We start from the raw sequence: 19,069 nt of genomic DNA, 5'->3' as shown, positions 1-19,069 counted from the left end.
GTCATGGCCGCTTTGTTAGCGCCCGGATCTCGCCGTGCCATTGCATTCCATCTGCTCAAAGCACTGCTGATCGGCACCATTGCCGCGTTCGCCATCGCCGCCGCCTATTTGTCCGTCGTCATCTTCGAACGTCAGGCATCGATAGGAAAACTCTCGCGATACGACGTTGCCTGGAGTGCCAGCCAGGGCGTGAATGAATACCTGCGACTCCATCAACGGGTGGCGTCGCTGGCGGCTTCGCCGAACGAACAGGTCAAGGCCGACACGCAGCTCCGCTTCGAGATTCTGAAGAGCCGGCTCGGTGGTTTCACCACCGGCCAGTTCGAGGCATTTGTCGATGAGGCGCCTGAGCGAAAGGCGATCGTCGCCCAGCTGTCCGCATTTGTCCAAGACATGGACAAGGTCATTGCCAGGATCGACGAGCCGGGCAAGGCGCAATCCATCCTGAAATCAATGGCCTCGCTGGAGTCCGAACTTATCGGCCTGGCCTCGGAAGCCAACCAGTACAGCGCCGTGCAGGCAGCCAAGGTCGACGACGAGCTGCTGAGCCTCCACAGCAGCTTCTCTGCGGTGGCGATTGGCTTCTTCCTGTGCAGCCTTGCGTTCATTGCGCTTTTGAGGTGGCACAACCGGCTGCTGACGCAGACTTCCGACGCGCTCAATGCCGCAAACGAGGATCTTCGCCGCACATCCGATGACCTTGAAACGGCGAACGCCGCAGTACTCGGCGCGAACCACGCGCTCGCCACCCAAAATGGCCTGTTCGATGCCGCCTTGAGCAACATGTCGCAGGGCCTGTGCATGTTCGATGCCTCCCAGCGGCTCATTGTCAGCAACAGCAAGTTCGCCGCGATGTACGGCCTCCCCGACGGCAGCCTTGCGCCGGGGACCACCCCCCAACAGATCATGCAGGCATCGATCGACGCCGCGACCTCCACGCAACAAGGCGCCGACCTTGCCTATCGCTCCCAGCAGCAGCTGATCGAAAAGGGCCAGCCCGGCGTCCTGCTGCAGAAGCTTGTCGACGGTCGCATCGTCTCGATCCTGCATCAGCCAATGGATTCAGGCGGATGGGTTGCCACCTATGAGGACATCACCGAGCGCCATCTTTCGGAAGAGCGCATTGCCCATATGGCGCGCCATGATCCATTGACCGGGTTGCCAAACCGCCTGTTGCTGCGCGAGCGCCTGGAACAGGAGCTGGCGCATGGCCGCAGGCATCATCAGGACACTGCGGTGCTCTGCCTCGATCTTGATAACTTCAAGAACGTCAATGACACGCTTGGCCACCCTGTCGGCGATGCATTGCTGCGCGAGGTTGCCAATCGCATCTCTGGCATGGTCCGCGAATATGATGTCGTTGCCCGTCTTGGCGGCGACGAGTTCCTCATCGTCCAGCCGGCAGTCGGCCGCGATGGCGCCGCACATGTGGCACACCGGCTGATCGAAGCCCTTGAAGAACCCTACCACCTCGACGCTCACCATATCGTCATCGGCGCCAGCATCGGCATTGCGCTGGCATCGGATTGCGACGGCGTTGCCGACGACCTGGTGAAGAACGCCGATCTGGCACTTTACCGCGCCAAAAGCGATGGCCGCGGCAGCTATCAGTTTTATGCGCCGGAGATGGACGACCGGCTGCAACGCCGGCGCATGCTCGAACTCGATCTCAGGGCAGCCGATTTCGACAAGGAATTCGAACTGGTCTTCCAGCCGATCGTCAATCTCCAGAGCAAGCAAGTCGCCGTGGTCGAGGCGTTGCTGCGCTGGCCGGGCTGCCAGCGTGGCCAGATTCGGCCCGACGAGTTCATCCCGATCGCCGAAAGCACGGGCCTGATCGTACATCTCGGCGCCTGGGTGCTCGAGAAGGCCTGTCGGGAAGCGGTGAAATTGCCGGGCAACGTGAATGTTGCGGTCAACCTGTCGCCGGGTCAGTTCAGGCGGGGAAACATCGTCGAGACCGTCGCCAACGTGCTGTCGCTGACAGGCCTGGCGCCCGAGCGCCTTGAGCTCGAAATCACCGAATCCCTGCTGCTGGGTGACAACAAGGAAACCTTGCTCGCCCTGAACCGGTTGCACGCGCTCGGCGTCAAGATTTCACTCGACGATTTCGGGACGGGCTACTCGTCCCTCAGCTACCTCAGAAACTTTCCCGTCGACAAGGTCAAGATCGACCGTTCCTTCATCGCTGAGATCGCCGGCAACCGCGACCATTGCGCAATCGTCAGCGCAATCGTGAACCTGTCGCATGCGCTGGAGATGACCACCGTCGCTGAGGGTGTCGAAACCGAAGAACAGTTGTTGATCGTCCGGGCCACCGGGTGCGACGCGGTTCAGGGGCACTTCTTCAGCCCACCGATGTCCGTTGCAAACCTCAGGCGATATCTCGAAGATCAACGCGCCAAGCTGACACTGGCGTAAGGCGCCAGCGCGCCCTCGCAACGGCTGAACTGGAACATCGGTTCGCTGATTGGCGAAAATAGCTGTTGGCAGTCACTTGTCTTCGCCAAGGAAAATTACCGCACCCCGGTCGAGCACATGGTGGAGCCGATCCAGAACATGGACGGATCCAAGCTCGCCGACAACGTAAAGGTGGTCACCTTCGAAACGCACCGGCCAGTGCATGTTTCCGGCACAATATCCGAGCTCGATTCCGGCAGCGGCATTGGCCGCCTTGAAGACCAGCCACCGTTCCGGCTCGGCGCGAACGACGATGGCGCGCTTGTCTTCGAGCAACAGCACCGCTCCGTCGACAAGCCGTTGCGTCCGCGGCAGGGAGATTGTGCACAGCGTGCCACGGTCGGTTCGCGCCGACAGGCGACGTCGCGTGATTTCAGCGGTGTCGAGCATGATGAACTCGACACGGCCTTCGTGATCGAGCAGATGCAGTCGGGCGCTCAACTGCTGGTCAGCCGCCAATCCGACGATGGAATTCAGCTTCAACATTCAAAGCCCCTGGCGCGGTTGGCCGCTGGGTTACAAGGCAACTTGCAGCTGGTCCGAGGTCAGATCCCCAGATGTGCGTCGACCGTTTCCCTGTCGTAGAGTTGATCGGGTGAAATCTCGGCGACAAAAGCGCCCTTCTGGATGATCAGCACGCGATCGGCCAGTTGGCGGATGAAGCGGATGTCCTGCTCGACGAGGATAATGCCAAGACCCAGAGTGACCTTCAGTTCGCCGAGCTTTTCAGCGATGAGATCGACGATCGAGGGCTGTATGCCCTCTGTCGGCTCGTCGAGCAGTATCAGCTTCGGGCGTCCGGCGAGGCAGCGGGCGAGCGCCAGTATCTGTTGTTGTCCGCCTGACAGCCCTCGCCCGGGCCGCTCAAGCAGATCCTTCAGCACCGGGAAGTGGCCGAGCATCTCAGGTATCGCGCTTTCGCCACCGCGCATGATCTCGCCCATCTTCAGGTTCTCCACGACGGAGAGCAGTGGGAAGATGTCGCGACCTTGCGGCACGTAGCCGATGCCGGCGCGGGCGCGCTCGGACGAGCTGGCAAAAGTGACGTCACGGCCATCGAACTCGATGCGCCCTTGCGTCGTCTTGATCTGACCGACGAGCGTCCGCAACAGCGTGGTCTTGCCCATGCCGTTGTGGCCGAGGATTCCGACGACCTCGCCAGGCTTCATGGTGAAGTTGATGCCGTGCAGGATCGGGATCCGGCCATAGCCGGAGTGCAGATTCTTGACCTCAATCATCTTCGGACTTCCCCAGATAGACCTCACGGACAAGCTCGTTGCCCTGAACCTTTTCCATCGTGTCTTCGATCAGCACGCGCCCCTGGTGGAACACCGTCACCGTTTGTGCGATCTGCTTGATGAACTGCATGTCGTGTTCGACCACCACGATAGCGGCCGTCTTGTTGACCTCGCGGATGAGCTCGGCGGTCTTGTTGGTCTCATCCGCCGTCATTCCTGCGGCCGGCTCGTCGAGCAGGATCAGCTTGGGCTCGAGCGCCACCACCATGGCAAGCTCGACCCATTGGCGCTGGCCGTGGGCAAGCTCGCCGACCAGCCTGCCCGTCAGTGCCGTCAGCCCCAGCCGCTCCATGACGTCCTTGCCCTTGGCCGCGGCGCGTGCCTTGCCATGACGCGACCGGGCCGCAACGGAGATGTTTTCGGCAACCGTCAGGTTGTTGAAGACATCGGGTACCTGGTTCTTGATGCCGATGCCCAGGCGACTGACCTGATGCGGCTGGGCCCGCGTGATATCGATGCCATCGAACAATATCTGGCCGGTCGTCGGCTTGAGTTGTGCCGTAAGCATCTTGAAGAAGGTGCTTTTGCCAGCCCCATTGGGACCAATCAGGCAACGCAGCTCACGCTGCTTGAGGCTGAAGTCGACGCTGGCAATGGCAACGACGCCACCAAAGCGCTTTTCGAGGCCCCGGGTCTCGAGAATGCAATCGGGCGAAGTCATGGCACCCTCCTCTGCTCGACCAGCGTGGCAACGTAGGGACGGAATTTCAGCCGCCGAAGGGCATCACTGACAGTCGGCACCACGCCTTTCGGCACCAGCAGCACAAAGCCGATCAGGATCGTGCCCAGCACCAGGTTGGCATTGAGAAGCTGCTGGGCGCCCAGTTTCGTGGCGACCCACTGAATGGCGAAGCAACCGACTATGGGGCCGAGCAGCGTGCCGGTGCCGCCGACAATCACCCAGATGATGACCTGCGCCGACTGCGCCAGCCCGAACACGTCGGGGCTGATGAACATGCCCCAATTGGCAAACAGGCAACCTGCAAGACCAGCGATGGCGCCGCCAATGGCAAAGGTCACCAGCTTGTAGAAACGAGCGTCATATCCGAGCAGCTCGGCGCGGCGTTCGTTTTCGCGGATGGCAACGACGACCTGTCCGAAGCGGCTCTTCAGCATCAGCCGCAGGCCGACATACACTGCCAGCAACATCAGACCGGATAGATAGAACAGACCATCAAACGACAATGCCGCGTCGGGCCTGCCCGGAAGGTTCAGGGGCGGAACAGCCGGGATGCCGTTGTAGCCACCCAAGGGAGCTACGCCGATAACATATTGAGAACCTGAGGTCGCACCCATGACCTTGTAGAGGATCAAGGTCACGGTCAGGGTGATGACCCCGAAATAGACGTCGGTGATGCGCGCGTAAAACAAGAAGTAACCGAGCAATGCGGCAAACAGCCCAGGAACGACGATCGAGAGCAGCAGCGGGATGGTGCTGTCACCGAAATTGATGACGGCGATGGCGTAGGCATATGCGCCGATGCCAAAAAACGCCGACTGGCCAAAGCACAGGATACCGCCATAGCCCCAGATCAGCCCGAGGCTGAGCGCCAGGATCGCCATGATCACATAAGACGTCAGTTCGATCATCATGACGGGGTCGACGATCTGCGGCAGCGCCAACAACAGCGCCAGACCCAATACGGTGGCGGCAACCAGCCCGCCGTTTCCTTGCCAATTCGCGGTCATGCCGCCCTCCTGAAGAAACGCCCGGTGATGCCTTGCGGCATGAACCGCAGCAGCACGACGGCAGCGGCCAAAAGCGCCACCTCGCCGATAACCGGGGTAGAGAGATAAGTGATGATCTGGTCGATCGCCCCGAACATGACAGAGGCCGACACTGTGCCCGCAAGGATCGCCGGGCCACCGCCGATGACGGTGATAAACGCCTTGGCGACATAGGCAGCACCGATCGTCGGCACGATGCCGGTGATGGGTGCCATGACGCCGCCGGCGAGGCCCGCGAGCCCGGCACCGACGCCGAACGTGACGGCATAGACGCGCGATGGATTGACGCCCAGTGCGGCGGCCATGTCGGCATTCTGCATCGTGCTGCGTGCAATCAGCCCGTAGCGCGTGAAGCGGAAGACAGCCCAGATCGCGGCAAACACAACAACAGCGATGACGATGATGATCAGCGAATAAGCTGCGATGCGGTAGTCACCGATCTGCAGCGAGCCGGCCGGTGCCGAAATACCCTCGGTGGTGTTACCGAAAATGGTGGTGGCCAGACCGACAAGGAGCAGGCTAAGCCCCCAGGTCGCAAGCATGGTGTCGCGCGGCCGGCCATAGAGAAAGCGGATGATGGTCCGCTCGATGACCATACCGATCACCCCCACCACGAGGGGGCTGACCAGAAGGGTGGCGACCCAGATGTTGATCCCCGCCTTGGTCGCGACAATCGCAGCGTAGCCGCCGAGCATGAGGAACTCGCCATGCGCGAGGTTGATCACCCTCATCATGCCGAAGATGATGGCCAGTCCGACGCTGATCAGCGCCAGGCTTGCAACGGCTTTGAGAGCCTCAAAGGAAAGTACTACGAGCAGGTCCATTCAGGCCTCCTGGATCGCTGCGGGGTCGTTCGCTCGACGTGACCGAACGACCCGCAAGCTTTTGGGTCGTTCAGACTTTGATGACGTACATCGAGTTGTCGTCAGGGTTCTTCTTGAGGTCGCAGACGCCTGAAGTGTCGAGTGGCTGCTGCTGCGAATAGCTCTCCAGGATGTTGATCTTGCGGTCCTGGATCTGGCCGATGTTGATGTCCATCACGCAGTGATGCGTCTGCGGATCGATCGAGAACTTGCCGCTGGGCAGGTCGAGGCTGATGCCTGACTCGAGCGCCTCGATCACCGGCATGCGCTCGGCTGTGCCCGCCCTCTTGACCCCTTCCGCCCACAGATAGACGGACTGGTAGGTGGCCATGGCCAATTCGGTCACATAGGGATAGTCGGCACCAAAGCGTTTGTGGAAGCGCTCCAGGAAGGCCTTGTTGGCCGGGGTTTCGAGTGCCTCGAAATAGTTGAAGCACAACAGGATGCCGTTGGTCTCCTCGGGTGACAGCACCATCTGCTCGCCGCCGATGGTCATCGTCGTTGACGCCATCGGGATCTGCTTGTTCATGCCGGCGGCTGCCCACTGGCGGTAGAACGATTGGTGCGCGCCGCCGACCAGGACGAGGTAGAGGAAGTCCGGCTTGGCTTCCTGGATCTTCTGGATCGTTGATCCGAAGTTGGTGACGTCGAGTGGAAAGAAGTCCTCGCCGACGATCTGCCCGCCATTTTCGGTACAGTATTTGCGGGTCCACGCCGCAGTGATCTGGCCGTAATTGTAGTCGGCGGCCAGCGTGTAGATCTTCTTGCCCCATTTGTTCATGGCATAGGGCACATGCTTGGATTGCTTCTGCGCTGGCGTGATGCCCGTGCAGAAGATGTTGCGGTCGCAGACGCCGCCTTCATATTGGGTGTTGTAGAAGTAAAGTGTGTTGAGCCGTCGAAGCACCGGCCGCATCACCTCGCGGGAGGCAGACGTGATGCCGCCGAACACGGCGGACACCTTGTCCTTCAAGGCTGCCTGCTGGGAATATTGCGGATAGAGCCGCATGTCGGTCTGGGTGTCGTAGGTAACCAGGCTGATCTGCTTGCCCAGGAGCCCGCCTGCCTGGTTGATCTCCTCGACGGCGAAGGTGATGGCGTCCTGCATCGGCTTGCCGGCGGCGTCGAGACCACCTGAGAGATCGAGCAGGCTGGCGATCCTGATCGTGTCCTCTTGCGCGAAAGCTCGGCCACCGATGCTGGCCAGGCCGAGGCCCGCCGCGGCGCCGGCACCAGTTTTGAGAAGTGTGCGGCGATTGAGGTGTGAATTCATTATCATCTTTGTTCCCCTGTTTTCCGCGGCCGACGCCAATGCGCCGGCCGACTAGGTTCATGCTTGAAAATCACATCGCGAACAGCCGCCTCGTCAGGCGCCCAGTAACTCCCGCCAGGCTTCGTCAAGGAACTTCACATCCGCCTGCCTGAGGCCGGATCCGCCGGCGAAATGCCCATGGCTCGAGCGGAACGGGCGAAGTTCGGCGTTCGGCATGTGTTCGACCTCGAACGCGCTGTCCTCAGGTGGAAAGTAGAGGTCGCAGTCGCCCGGCATGACGATCGCCTTGGCCTTGATGGCACCGAGCGCCTTGCGGAAATCGCCGTTGTAGAGTTCGTTGTCGCTGATGTCGCCGGACTGCCAGGTGCGGATCATGGCGACCATGTTGTTGGCGTCACGCAGGTTGAACCACTGCTCCCAATAGCCCACGATGAAGTCCTCGACGGAGGCGTAGCCGAGCTCGAGATATTCCTCCTTACGGAAGAATTCCTGCGAGAAGCCCCAGCCGGCATAGACGCGCCCCATGGCGCGCAGACCCTTGAAGGGCTGGTCGTCATACCAACCGTCCTTGAAGGAATCGTCGGCCGTCAGTGCCGCCTTCACGCCCTCCAGCATGACGTGGTTGTGCTTTGCCGTCTTCGCTGAGCCGGCAGTCGGACAGATGGTCTCGACCATGTCGGGATAGAGCGCTGCCCAATGGAACGTCTGCGCCGCGGCCATCGACCAACCGGTGACCATCTTGATCCTGGTGATGCCGAACTTCTCGGTCAGCAGCCGATGCTGTGCTTTGATGTTGTCGTAGTAGGTGACATGCGGAAAACGCGCCTTGTTATAAGGTGCCGGTGTATTGCTCGGCGAAGACGACAGGCCGTTACCGAAGACATTGGGAATGACGATGAAGTACTTGCTCGGGTCGAGCGCGCCGCCTTCACGGATGACCCACTGGTTGTCGTAGTGGGTAGAGGCCATGTAGGTCAGCAGGACGATGACGTTGCTCTTGTCGGCGTTCAGCCTGCCAAACGTCTTGTACGCCAACTTCGCGTCGGGAAGGGTCATGCCCTTCTGGAGCTTCAGATCTCCTAGATTGAAGACTTCATAGTCGACTTCCTTGTCTATTTTCCACTGCGCCATAGCTACCTCCTGCATTTGGCAATAATTCAGCGTTCAGCCACCCCGCTCAGGCCGGCCATCTTGATAATTTCACCTAGGCAATAAGTATTCGCTCTGACCATCCTAGGTCAGTTGCTGTCTTCCTCGAGTTTTGTGGCGTATTTCTCCGGAGCGAGTTGCAATCGGTAGAAAAACGCAAAAACCCCGCGCACTCAGAAACCTGAGTTTGCGCGAGGTCTATCCAGATCCTCTATGAAACGCAGCGCTTTTGCTGCGGAGTTTGGCCCATTCGGAGCCGCCGGAGGCCATCAGACCTCACGAACACTTGGATATTATTCCATCAGGCCGTAGGCGTCAACCAGCGCCGCCGAAATCGCTGCAACCGACATCTGCTTGGTCATGGCTTGCCGTCGCAGGTAGTCGTAGGCTTCGTTGGCACGCAGCTTCTTTTGCGTCATCAAGATGAGCTTGGCCTGCTCGATCTGACGGGAGGCATGCAGCGTCTCTTCGAGCTTCGCCACCTTGTTCAGCAACCGCCGCTCATAGCTGAATATGTTGCGCGCCAGCGCGAGGTTGGACAGGACCGCGGCTGGCTGGCACGGCTTGACCAACACCGCCTGGGCGTTGGATAGCCTGAGCACGTCGACCGGCACGCCCTTGTCCCCGTCTACGACTGCCACAACGGGCACTGGCGGCTCACCGGAAAGCCATGGCGCCGTCGCGAGCACGTCGGCATCGATCGCTACCAGCGCGAAGTCGAATCCGATCGGCGGCAGCGTTGGTGCTGGCCAGGCCATCTCGACGCGGCATCCAACCCGCCTGATCTCCCGCAGGACGGCATCGCCATCGCTATCGCGCGGATGAACGAGAAGCACCGTCGACTGGCGCATTTCCGCCTGCACACCGCCCGATCCACGCGTGGCCCTTGGTTGAGCAGCGCTTGCACGTTGCGAACCGTCAGCACCGGCTCCGCGGGAACCACGAAAAGCGGACGGGCCGCTCATGACCGAACCTCGTTTGCGCAGCTCTCAGGCAAGTCGCTCACCCTCATGTCACGAGAAACGGGTCGGGCCGCAGCGCGACCATCGATTCCCGCAGGATGTCGAACCGGCCGTGATCGTCCGCCTTGCCGATCCGTGTCCAGAGCTCGGCGTGGTTGTTCTTGTAGTCGATTCCTATCCGCCCCTGAGGGGCTGCGATCTCCCGCCCGAGCACCGCCGGACGCAAGGCGTCGGTATCCATGCTGTTCGTCTCTGCGACGGCTTGCGCGAAGAGGTGAACCTGGAAATACGCCGCCTCGGCACACATGTTGGTCGATTGATCCTCGCCAAAACGCTGTTTGAAGAGGCGAACAAAGCGGTCATTCTCTTCATTCTCCACGCTCTCGAAATAGGTCGCAGCGGTGATGTGCCCGGCCCCGACGTCAGTTCCCATCAGCCGTAACTCCGCCTCGCAGGTGTTCAGGCTGCCGATAGGCATGCTGTCGGGGCTGAAGCCGGCGTCGGTATAGGCCTGGTAGAAGTGGGAGATCGCCTGACCGACGACGGTCGAGAAGATGACATCGGGTTTGTTGTCGCGAAGGTCGCGGATGATCGGACGAAAGTCGTTTGGGCTCGCACCGAAACCCAGATACTCCTCGCCAACGATCGTGCCACCCTGGCCGCAGACGAGATCGCGAACGATGCGGTTGGTGCGCCGGGGATAACAATAATCGGTGCCGAGCAGGTAGAACCGGTTGCCGTGGGTCGTGAGCAGGTAGTTGATCAGCTCGATGGTATTCTGGTTGGGCGATGACCCGGTGTAGATGATGTTGGGCGAGAATTCGAAGCCCTCATATCGCGTCGGGTACCACAGCAATGCGTTGACCCGCTCGACCAGCGGCAGCACAGCCTTGCGGCTTGTCGAGGTGTAGCAGCCAAAGATGGTCGTGACGCGATCCTCGATCAGAAGCTTCCGCGCATAATGCGAATAGAGTTCGGTGGAGGATGTCGGGTCATAGATGATCGGCACGATCTCGCGGCCATTGATGCCACCCGCCGCGTTGATTTCGGCGATGCCCAGCATCGTGCCCTTGAGCTGCGTCTCCTCGATCACGCCGGTATCTCCGGATTGCGAGAAGAGTACGCCAACACGCCAAGGCTCGCCCGTCGAGCCCATGCTCAACAGCCGTCCACGGCAAGCTGAGATGCGAACATCTGATCCTCCGCCTTCCATGCCTCGTCGACCGGTTTGCGGCCATGGCCCGGCGCAACTTATGACGCTGCTGCCGAAAGCCATCCCTACGAGGAATTAGTTATTCCTAACATACAAGCATGGTGAGACCAATCGAAAATGGCCGTACGCCCAAGACGGGCGAAGGCATGCAGTTTGCCGGATAGCCTTTCCGCGCGCTGCAAGCCACGAGGCGCGACACCTCTAAGCGGCGAAGCCTGCGCCTTCGCCAATCCGCTTCGGCAAGGGAGCCGCATAGGCACGTACCCTGGAGGTCTTCAATCCCATTGCCGCAGCCCCTTCGGCAAGCTTGACCGCGCAAGCGACGCCATCGAGAACCGGCACGCCGAAACGGCGCGAAAGTGTAGTTGCCAGATCCGCCATGCCGGCGCATCCGAGCACGATCGCCTCCGCGCCATCTTCGTCAAGCAATCTGGTAACTTCGGCGGAGATTTTCGCCAGCACTTGCTCCTGCCCGTGTTCCAGATCCAACACCGGGACATCTGCGGCACGGACTTTGGCGCAACGCCCGGACAGCCCATATCTGAGCAGGTTGTTCTCAATCGCCGGAATTGAGCGCGGCAACGTGGTGACTACGCCGAACTTGTGGGCGAGCAGTGCCGCCATGTGGAAAGCGGCCTCGCCGATGCCGATCACCGGCGCGTCGGCGATGCAGCGGGCGGCATCGAGACCGGTGTCATCAAAGCAGGCGATGATGTATCCGCGCATGCCCGGGTGCCGTTGAATTTCGTTCAACATGCCGGGCACCGAAAACGCCTCGTCGAAGTACCCTTCGATGCTCTCGGGACCTGTCGCGGGATTGGTTGCCACGATCTCGGTTCCCGTCGAGGCCGCGGCCCGCGCCATGGCTGCGATCTTGGCAGTCATGGCTGCGGTGCTGTTAGGGTTGACGACCAGCAGTTTCACGATGGCACTTCCGGTTCAGCGGCGCATGGCGAGCGACAGCGGGGCAAGCGTGCGCGCATCGCGTTTTGCCCAGTCGACCTCAGGAATGGTGGCTTCGGCGGCGCGCTGTGCGGCTTCCAGTACCTCGGACGCCTCCGCAACCATATCGAGATCGATCTGCGGCACCTTTCCGTCAAAGACGACCTGGCGGCCGTCGATCCAGACGTCGCGCACCGCGCGATCGGCGGCGCAATGGATGAGGCTTTTCAGCGGATCCCGCAGCGGGCGCATATTCGGGTCGCTCAGGTCGACTGAAACGACATCGGCCTTGGCGCCGACGGCAAGGCGGCCGATGTCGCTGCGGCCAAGCGCATCGGCGCCGCCGACGGTTGCCAGATGGAAGATCTCCCCTGTCGGCATGCGGTTGAAATCTTCACTCGCCACGCGTGCCAATATCAGGGCCAGGCGCATTTCCTCGATCATGTTGTGAGGGAACGTGTCGGTGCCGATGCCGACGGTGACGCCGGCGGCAAGATAGTCGGGCAGGCTTTCCATCGTCACCCCGCCCCTGGCGAAGGCTGTCGGGCAATGCGCCACTGCCGTCTTGCTCTGAGCGATCGACCTGAGATCATCGCGGGTATGCCAATGCGGCCAGGAATGCGTATCGAGAAAGATGCAGTGCCCCAGGATCGTCCCGGGGCGCAACACGCCCATCTTCTTTGCGTAGCCCACCGGCGTATGGCCGGTGCGTCGCGTGAACTCATGGAACTCGACCATGCTTTCGGCGCAGTGGATGGTCAGCGGCCAGTTGCGCTCGGTCCCCAGAGCCAGCGTATCGCGCAGCAGATCCTCTGATGTGGTGTCGAGCGTGTCGGGGGCGAGGATACCGCTCATCCGTCCGGACGGATGCGCATTGGCCTGTTCGATGACGCCGATCGCCGTGTCGAAATGATTTCGGCCAGCCTTGTGATCCCAGATATACTCCACCTCGTGGCCATTTTTGGTCGACCAGTCCGCGCTCGCATACCAAGGGCCAACGACCACCCGCAGGCCGCTCTCCTCGGCAATGTCGAGCCAGCTTTCATACGGCGCCGACAGGTCGAGAACGGTGGTCACCCCGCTCAGCAGCAACTCGCGATAGGTGAGCCGCGACGAGGCTACCGGCGTCGCATTGTCGCCATTCACCGAACTGCCTTTCCAGAACGCCGCCTTGGCGTCGTAGAGCCCGCTGCCCCAGAAGGTCGGCGTTGCCAGCTCTTCCATGATGCCCTTGCCGATCGGGCCGGAGCGCGAATGCGAATGGATGTTGACGAAGCCGGGCATGATCATGCGGCCACGGCCGTCGACGACAGCATCGGCCTCGCCCTTCCAGGCACTGCCGACATGGATCAGCCTGTTGCCTTCAAACACCACGTCGCAATCGTTGCGGTAGACGTGGCGATGCGTCTCCTCATCCCAGACAATTGCCCAGTCGGCGTTTCTGATATGTGTCCGGCTCATGAGTGATCCCTGCCTGTCAATTTCGGTCGTTGCCGGCAAACGCACGGCAGTCTTCTGAGCGCCAAGCGATGGTGACACGCTCGCCGGCTTGCGGCGCCCTGTAGCGGGCATCGTTGGGTACCTTGGCCACCAGCGTCAGACCGCCAACCGCCAGTTCCAGCCGGGCGTGATCGCCGAGATAGACAACCGATGCGACTATCGCGGTCTGATGGTTTTCCGCACTCTCCACGGCACCCACCACCACGCGTTCCGGGCGCAGGGCAAGGACCACGGACTGTCCTGGATCAAGCGGCTGTGGCGCCATTGCCGTGACGACAAGACCGTTGCCGAGCGTTACCTGACAGTGCCCCTCGGCGATTTTGGTGACCTTGCCTTCGAGCCGATTGTTCTCACCGACGAAATCAGCCACCAGCGCATCGGCCGGACGTTCATAGAGTTCGGTCGGCGATGCCAGCTGCCGGATCCTGCCGCCGGCGAACACCGCGACGCGGTCCGACATGACAAGCGCCTCACCCTGGTCATGGGTGACATAGACGATCGTCACCCCGAGACGTTCGTGGATGCGCTTAAGCTCCAGTTGCATATGTTCGCGTAGCCGCTTGTCGAGTGCGCCCAGCGGCTCGTCCATCAGCACCAGCGCCGGGTCGAAGACCAGCGCCCTGGCTAATGCCACACGCTGCTGCTGGCCGCCGGACAGCTGTGCCGGCAGCCGGTCGGCCATGCCTTCCAGCTTGACCAGGGCCAGCATGGCCTTGACCCGTTCATCGATCTCGGCAGCACTTCGGCGCCGTTGCTTGAGCGGGAAAGCGATGTTGTCAGCAACCGTCATATGCGGAAACAGCGCATAGCTCTGGAACACGATGCCGATGTCGCGTTGCCACGGCGGAACGTTGTCGAGCGGTTTGCCGCCAAGTTCGATCGCGCCCGATGACGGCCGTTCGAACCCCGCCAGCATCATCAAGGTGGTGGTTTTCCCCGAGCCGGAGGCACCGAGCAAGGACAGGAATTCGCCTCGCCGCACCTCGAGATTGAGGTCACTGACCACAAGGTTCGAGCCGTCGTAGCTCTTGTTGACGCCGTTAAAGCGGACCAGGATTTCGTCTGCGTTCGGCTTCATCAAGCGTGCGGCTCCCACTTGCGCAGCGAGGGCGCGAAAATCTCCGTTGCCGTCTTGCCCGACCAGTGCGTTTCGGGAAATTTGCTCCAAACCGTCTCGCATGATGCCTGGGCCTTTCTCAACAATTGCTGTTCGTCGGCAAACAGGGCGCGGCCTTCCGAAACCACTGTCTTACCATCGACGAAAACCGTTCGGACGTGCTGGCCGGTGGCGCACATGACCAGGCTGCGGATCGGATCCCAGACCGGCCCAATGGCCAGATCGTCGAAATCGATCACCGCGAGGTCCGCCTTGGCACCCGGTGCCAGGCGGCCAAGATCGTCTCGCTTCAGCGCGCGCGCCGCGCCCAGCGTCGCTGCGTCGAACACTTGCCGCGCCTTGGCGGCCTCATTGTCCATGCCGATAATTTTGGCCGTCAGTGACGCCGTCCGCATCTCGGCGATCAGGTCGTAAGGATAGCTGTCGGTACCGATCGCCATGTTGATGCCGGCTTTGATGTAGCGGTCGAAATTCGCCAACGACACGCCGCGGCGCGCCAAGGCGACCGGCGCATGGGCAACGGTGGCGCCCGAAGCGGCGATCAGCTCGAGGTCGGTGTCCCAGGGATAAGCAACCATCGGATGGCCAGCGACATAGATGCAGTGCCCAAGCAACACGTCGTCGCCAAGAATGCCGTCGTCGACGAGCTGCTGGACCGGCGTGCGGCCGGTCAGCCGCAGCGTTTCGTGGAACTCGAACAGCTGCTCGCAGAAATGCATGGTGATGCCGACGCCAAGCCTGTCTGCCTCCGCCCTCGTCCGTCGCAGCAACTCTGGTGTCGACAAATAGAACTCGTCGGGATTGAGGATGCCGTGAAAGCGTCCGTCAAAGGCGCCGTCATGCGCCTCGATGAAGGCCACCGCACGTTCGAGCCCGTCAAAACCCATTTTTTCATCACGACGAACGATCATCCGGCCATCGTCTTCGAACAGATATTCGCCTGTGGCGAATGCCGGCGAATAGTACAGCCGCGCCCCGCACGCCTCGGCATGGCGCAGCATGATGCTTCCGACTTCGCCGGTGTTGCCTGCCTCGACGATGGTCGTCACGCCCTGGCTCAGAAGCGCTGCAAACGCAAAGGCGATCGAGGCATCGGCGTCCTCGAACGAACCGAGACTCGGCCCGCCCGAGACCTTGCGCGGTGCACAGTTGAGAAATCCGGAGCGCAGGAAATCGCGGCGCCCGCCATCGAGCACGAGGCGGTCGGTTACCTGGGCCGCGACATGGGCATGCGCGCTGATGAGGCCAGGAATGACCAGGCTGTTGCCTGCGGACATGACCTCGTCGGGCTTGCCTGTCCAATCCTGCCCGACATGCAAGATGCGGTCGCCCTCGATGACGACGACGCCATCCTCGATCAGACGATGCTCGCCACCTTGATAGCCGACAACCCACTTGGCGCGGATGAGGGTTTGCTTGCTGTCGTTTGGCATCATGTTGCCGCTCCCTTGCTCAGTCGCTGCGCGCGCTTCCTCAGAGCCTCGACCACCAGCGTCATCACCACGGAGGCGACGACCAGCAGGACCGCGGCGACGGCGATTGTCGGCGTCACCGTCTCCTTTGCTCCGCTCCAGATCTGGCGCGGCAAGGTGCGGAACTCCGGGCCGCCGAGGAAGATGACGCAGACGATTTCGTCGAATGAGGTGATGAAGGCGAATGTCGCACCGGTGGCGATGCCGGGCATGATCAGCGGCCGCGTCACGTGCCAGAACGCCGGAAACGGCGACGCCCCAGATGCATAGGCGGCCCGAACGAGGTTGGGATCGAAACCCTCGAGCGTCGCGGTGACGGCGATGACGACCAGTGGCAGAGCCAGCACGGTATGAGCCAGGACCAGGCCGAAGAAGCTGCCGGCGAGCCCAAGCCGGGCGAAATAGAAGAATGTTCCAACGCCGATGATGATGACGGGCACGATGAGCGGGCTGAGCAGTAAGGTCGAAACCACACTGCGCCATCCTCTTGACAGGCGCACCAGTCCAAGGGCCGCAAGCGTCCCCAGCACCGTTGCCACCACCATGGTGACCACCGCCAGCATCAGGCTGTTGCGCAAGGCGGTCAGCCAGACGGGGTTGGTGAAGAAATCGACATACCAGCGCATCGAAACGCCTGGCAGCGGAAAGATCATCAGCGAGTCCGAAGTGAACGACAACGGAAAGATGACCAGGATCGGCGTGACCAGAAAGATCGCCACCAATACGGCAATCAGCTTGGCGCCGAGATCGAAGACGCGTTCGGTCATGGTGACAGATCTGTCCGATTTCATCGCCCGGTCACCATGGTTGCGCTGCCGAAGGCCCAGCGGAAGACGCCGAGGCACAATAGCGTCGCCAGCAGAAGCAGTGTGCCAAGGGCGGCGGCGAGGCCCCAATTGACCGAGGCGTTGGTGTAGAAGGCGACAAAGTAGCTGATCATCTGGTCGCCTCCGCCTCCGACGAGGACAGGGGTGATGTAGAAGCCGATGGCCGTCACGAAGACCAGCACCAGGCCCGCCATGACGCCTGGGATGACCTGCGGCAGGTAGGCGTGCCGGAACACTGCCAGCGGCCGCGCGCCCAGGCTTGCCGCAGCGCGCAGCAATGCGCGATCGACCTTGAGCATGACGCCGTACAGCGGCAGCACGAACAGCGGCAGCAGCACATGCACCATGGCGATGTAGACGCCGGTGCGGTTGTAGATCAGCGTCAGGGGCGCATTGATCAGACCGATGTCGATCAGGAAGCGGTTGAGGATACCATTCTGCTGCAGCAGCAATATCCACGACATCGAGCGAACCAGCACCGACGTCCAGAACGGCAGCAGGATCGATATGAACAGGATGCGCCCGAACCAGCCCTTGGCGGTTGCCAGCACATAGGCGACAGGAAAGCCTATGATCAGGCAGAGCAGCGTGACGATGCCGCTGATCCAGAAGGTGCGGGCAAAGATCGAGCGGAACGTCGCTGAATCTTCGCTGCTGCTCGCCACGATGCGGCCGTCGGCCAGCTGCAGGTCGAGCGCCCGCAACGCGTAATAGGGTGTCAGCCGACCGCTTTCGCTGTCGATGACCTGCCAGATGCGATGCTCGCCCCAGCGCACATTGGCAGCGATCATCTGTGCGGCAACGGGTCGTGCCGGATCAAGCTTTAGCCCGTGCAGCGAAATGATCAGGCTGCGCATGCCGGGTTCGCTGTAATTGAGCCGCCGGCCCAGCGTCGCTGCCGCCGACCGCTCGATCGCCTGCACATCGGTTGCCAAGGCGGCATAGACCGTCTCTGGCGGCAGATCCTTGCCGTCCCAGTTGGAGAGGGCGCTGCGCGTCAACGGCAGCACACTCCAGGTCTCGGCATTGTCGACGCTGCGAAAGGTGAACAAGGCGAGCGGGATCGCAAACACGGCGATCAGAAAGATCAGGGCCGGCGCGACGAGCGTCAGCGCGCCGACCTGCTGGCGACGACGTGACGCCCGCAGTGCCCTGGTCAATTCTGGTCCGCCGATTTCCATCACCCGCTCCCAGTCGTGCGTTATTGCGCCTGCCAGGCGGCAAAGCGTTCGTTCAGGTTGTCCATGTTGTCGAGCCAGAACGAGACATAGGCAGGATCGTCCTGGTCGACGGCCGTGTTCATGTGGCTCGAAGGCAGCACTTCGGCCAGGCTTGGATCAAGCAGCGGCACCGCGGCATTGTTGAGCGGAGCATAAGGCGTGATGTTGGTGAAGGCCGCCTGCTGTTTGGCTTCGGCAGCAAACTTCAGGAAGCCGACCGCGCCGTCGAGATTGGGCGTGTTCTTCATCACTGCATAATACTCACTGCCGTTCAGGTGGCCTGCATCCCAGACGATGCGGAAGTCGCGCTTGTCGTCCATGTTGGCCTTGGTGACACGGCCGTTCCAGGCATAGGTCATGGCAATGTCGCCTGAAGCCAGCAGCTGCAGCGCCTCGCTCGAGCTGTTCCACCACTGGATATTGGGCTTGAGCTCATCGAGCTTCTTGAAGGCACGATCGATGCCACCAGGCGAGGTCAGCACCTTGGTCAGATCGGCGGTGGAGACACCGTCGGCCAGCAGCGCCAGTTCGATCGTTTCATTGGGCGCGTTGTAAAAGCCGCGCTTGCCCGGGAACTTCTTCACATCCCAGAAATCGGCCCATGTCTTGGGTCCGTTGTCGCCAAGTTTCGCGCCGTTGTAGACCATCACGCCCGACGACGAGAACATCGGCACCAGGCACGGAATGAGCGGCTTGGTGAAATCCGACTGCTTGACGATATCCTTGCCCGAAATGTCCTCGAGCAGGCCTTCATCGCAGGCCAGCGGGCCAATGGAAGGGCCGACCATGATGATGTCCCATTTCAGGCTTTTCGCCTCCTGCTGGGAGCGGATTTCGGCGAGCTTCTGATCATACTCGTCTTCGATGATCTTGGCGCCGGACATGGCCTCGTAAGGCTTGACCATGGCTTCGGTTGCAGCCGCCTGCGCGGCACCGCCGACGCCACCGATCCTGAGTTCGGCGGCTGAGGCCTGGCCTCCAGCAACGCCGAGAGCAAGAGACAAAGCAAAGGCAATACAGGGTTTGACGAAGTTTCCAGTCATGA

The 19,069-nt window shown here is 61.4% G+C and carries 17 protein-coding genes; 1 reads left to right on the top strand and 16 read right to left on the bottom strand.

Annotation, left to right across the window (positions count from 1 at the left end; all coding sequences use genetic code 11):
* Nucleotides 1–3 precede the first annotated feature (3 nt).
* Nucleotides 4–2,421 carry a putative bifunctional diguanylate cyclase/phosphodiesterase gene (locus IHE39_RS12625; protein WP_192566693.1) on the top strand — a complete coding sequence of 806 codons (2,418 nt, stop codon included), beginning with the start codon at nt 4–6 and terminating at the stop codon, nt 2,419–2,421.
* 72 nt (nt 2,422–2,493) lie between these two features.
* Here the strand turns inward: IHE39_RS12625 and IHE39_RS12620 are convergent, their stop codons facing one another.
* The 16 genes from IHE39_RS12620 to IHE39_RS12545 form a co-directional block, all read right to left on the bottom strand.
* Nucleotides 2,494–2,946: an urease accessory protein UreE gene (locus tag IHE39_RS12620; RefSeq protein ID WP_192566692.1), complete on the bottom strand. Its 453-nt coding sequence runs from the start codon at nt 2,944–2,946 to the stop codon at nt 2,494–2,496.
* Between the two features lie 59 nt (nt 2,947–3,005).
* The gene (locus tag IHE39_RS12615; protein ID WP_184770396.1) at nt 3,006–3,698 is read right to left on the bottom strand and encodes an ABC transporter ATP-binding protein; all 693 of its coding nucleotides are present in this window, start codon (nt 3,696–3,698) and stop codon (nt 3,006–3,008) included.
* Nucleotides 3,691–4,419, bottom strand: coding sequence for an ABC transporter ATP-binding protein (locus IHE39_RS12610; protein ID WP_184770395.1), 729 nt, complete (start codon nt 4,417–4,419; stop codon nt 3,691–3,693). Before IHE39_RS12610 ends, IHE39_RS12615 begins: the two co-directional genes overlap by 8 nt.
* Complete coding sequence (locus IHE39_RS12605) at nt 4,416–5,447, bottom strand: branched-chain amino acid ABC transporter permease (protein WP_184770394.1); 1,032 nt, start codon at nt 5,445–5,447, stop codon at nt 4,416–4,418. Before IHE39_RS12605 ends, IHE39_RS12610 begins: the two co-directional genes overlap by 4 nt.
* Complete coding sequence (locus IHE39_RS12600; RefSeq protein ID WP_192566691.1) at nt 5,444–6,310, bottom strand: branched-chain amino acid ABC transporter permease; 867 nt, start codon at nt 6,308–6,310, stop codon at nt 5,444–5,446. Before IHE39_RS12600 ends, IHE39_RS12605 begins: the two co-directional genes overlap by 4 nt.
* A gap of 70 nt (nt 6,311–6,380) precedes the next feature.
* Nucleotides 6,381–7,628, bottom strand: a complete 1,248-nt coding sequence (locus IHE39_RS12595) for an urea ABC transporter substrate-binding protein (RefSeq protein ID WP_210327555.1) — start codon at nt 7,626–7,628, stop codon at nt 6,381–6,383.
* Nucleotides 7,629–7,715: 87 nt separating this feature from the next.
* Entirely contained in the window at nt 7,716–8,753 is a 1,038-nt protein-coding gene (locus IHE39_RS12590) for an alpha/beta fold hydrolase (RefSeq protein WP_192566690.1), read from the bottom strand.
* A gap of 311 nt (nt 8,754–9,064) precedes the next feature.
* Entirely contained in the window at nt 9,065–9,622 is a 558-nt protein-coding gene (locus IHE39_RS12585) for an ANTAR domain-containing response regulator (RefSeq protein ID WP_192566689.1), read from the bottom strand.
* A 157-nt stretch (nt 9,623–9,779) separates the two neighbouring features.
* Nucleotides 9,780–10,889: a transporter substrate-binding domain-containing protein gene (locus tag IHE39_RS12580; RefSeq protein WP_192566923.1), complete on the bottom strand. Its 1,110-nt coding sequence runs from the start codon at nt 10,887–10,889 to the stop codon at nt 9,780–9,782.
* A gap of 258 nt (nt 10,890–11,147) precedes the next feature.
* Nucleotides 11,148–11,870: an aspartate/glutamate racemase family protein gene (locus IHE39_RS12575; RefSeq protein WP_192566688.1), complete on the bottom strand. Its 723-nt coding sequence runs from the start codon at nt 11,868–11,870 to the stop codon at nt 11,148–11,150.
* Between the two features lie 15 nt (nt 11,871–11,885).
* Nucleotides 11,886–13,349, bottom strand: a complete 1,464-nt coding sequence (locus IHE39_RS12570; protein ID WP_192566687.1) for an amidohydrolase family protein — start codon at nt 13,347–13,349, stop codon at nt 11,886–11,888.
* A 16-nt stretch (nt 13,350–13,365) separates the two neighbouring features.
* Nucleotides 13,366–14,466 (bottom strand): ABC transporter ATP-binding protein, encoded by a 1,101-nt coding sequence (locus IHE39_RS12565; RefSeq protein WP_192566686.1) that lies wholly within the window; start codon nt 14,464–14,466, stop codon nt 13,366–13,368.
* Nucleotides 14,466–15,941 (bottom strand): chlorohydrolase family protein, encoded by a 1,476-nt coding sequence (locus IHE39_RS12560; protein ID WP_192566685.1) that lies wholly within the window; start codon nt 15,939–15,941, stop codon nt 14,466–14,468. The genes IHE39_RS12565 and IHE39_RS12560 overlap by 1 nt, the downstream gene beginning before the upstream one ends.
* A complete protein-coding gene (locus IHE39_RS12555; RefSeq protein WP_192566684.1) occupies nt 15,938–16,768 on the bottom strand; it encodes an ABC transporter permease in 831 nt (276 codons plus the stop codon). The genes IHE39_RS12560 and IHE39_RS12555 overlap by 4 nt, the downstream gene beginning before the upstream one ends.
* The gene (locus IHE39_RS12550) at nt 16,765–17,985 is read right to left on the bottom strand and encodes an ABC transporter permease (RefSeq protein WP_192566683.1); all 1,221 of its coding nucleotides are present in this window, start codon (nt 17,983–17,985) and stop codon (nt 16,765–16,767) included. The genes IHE39_RS12555 and IHE39_RS12550 overlap by 4 nt, the downstream gene beginning before the upstream one ends.
* 20 nt (nt 17,986–18,005) lie before the next feature.
* Nucleotides 18,006–19,067 carry an extracellular solute-binding protein gene (locus tag IHE39_RS12545; RefSeq protein WP_192566682.1) on the bottom strand — a complete coding sequence of 354 codons (1,062 nt, stop codon included), beginning with the start codon at nt 19,065–19,067 and terminating at the stop codon, nt 18,006–18,008.
* Between the last annotated feature and the right edge of the window lie 2 nt (nt 19,068–19,069).

This window comes from Aminobacter carboxidus (assembly GCF_014863355.1).
Lineage (GTDB): Bacteria > Pseudomonadota > Alphaproteobacteria > Rhizobiales > Rhizobiaceae > Aminobacter > Aminobacter carboxidus.
The sequence above is the reverse complement of the archived record's forward strand: the minus strand, read 5'-3'. Positions and strand labels throughout refer to the sequence as shown.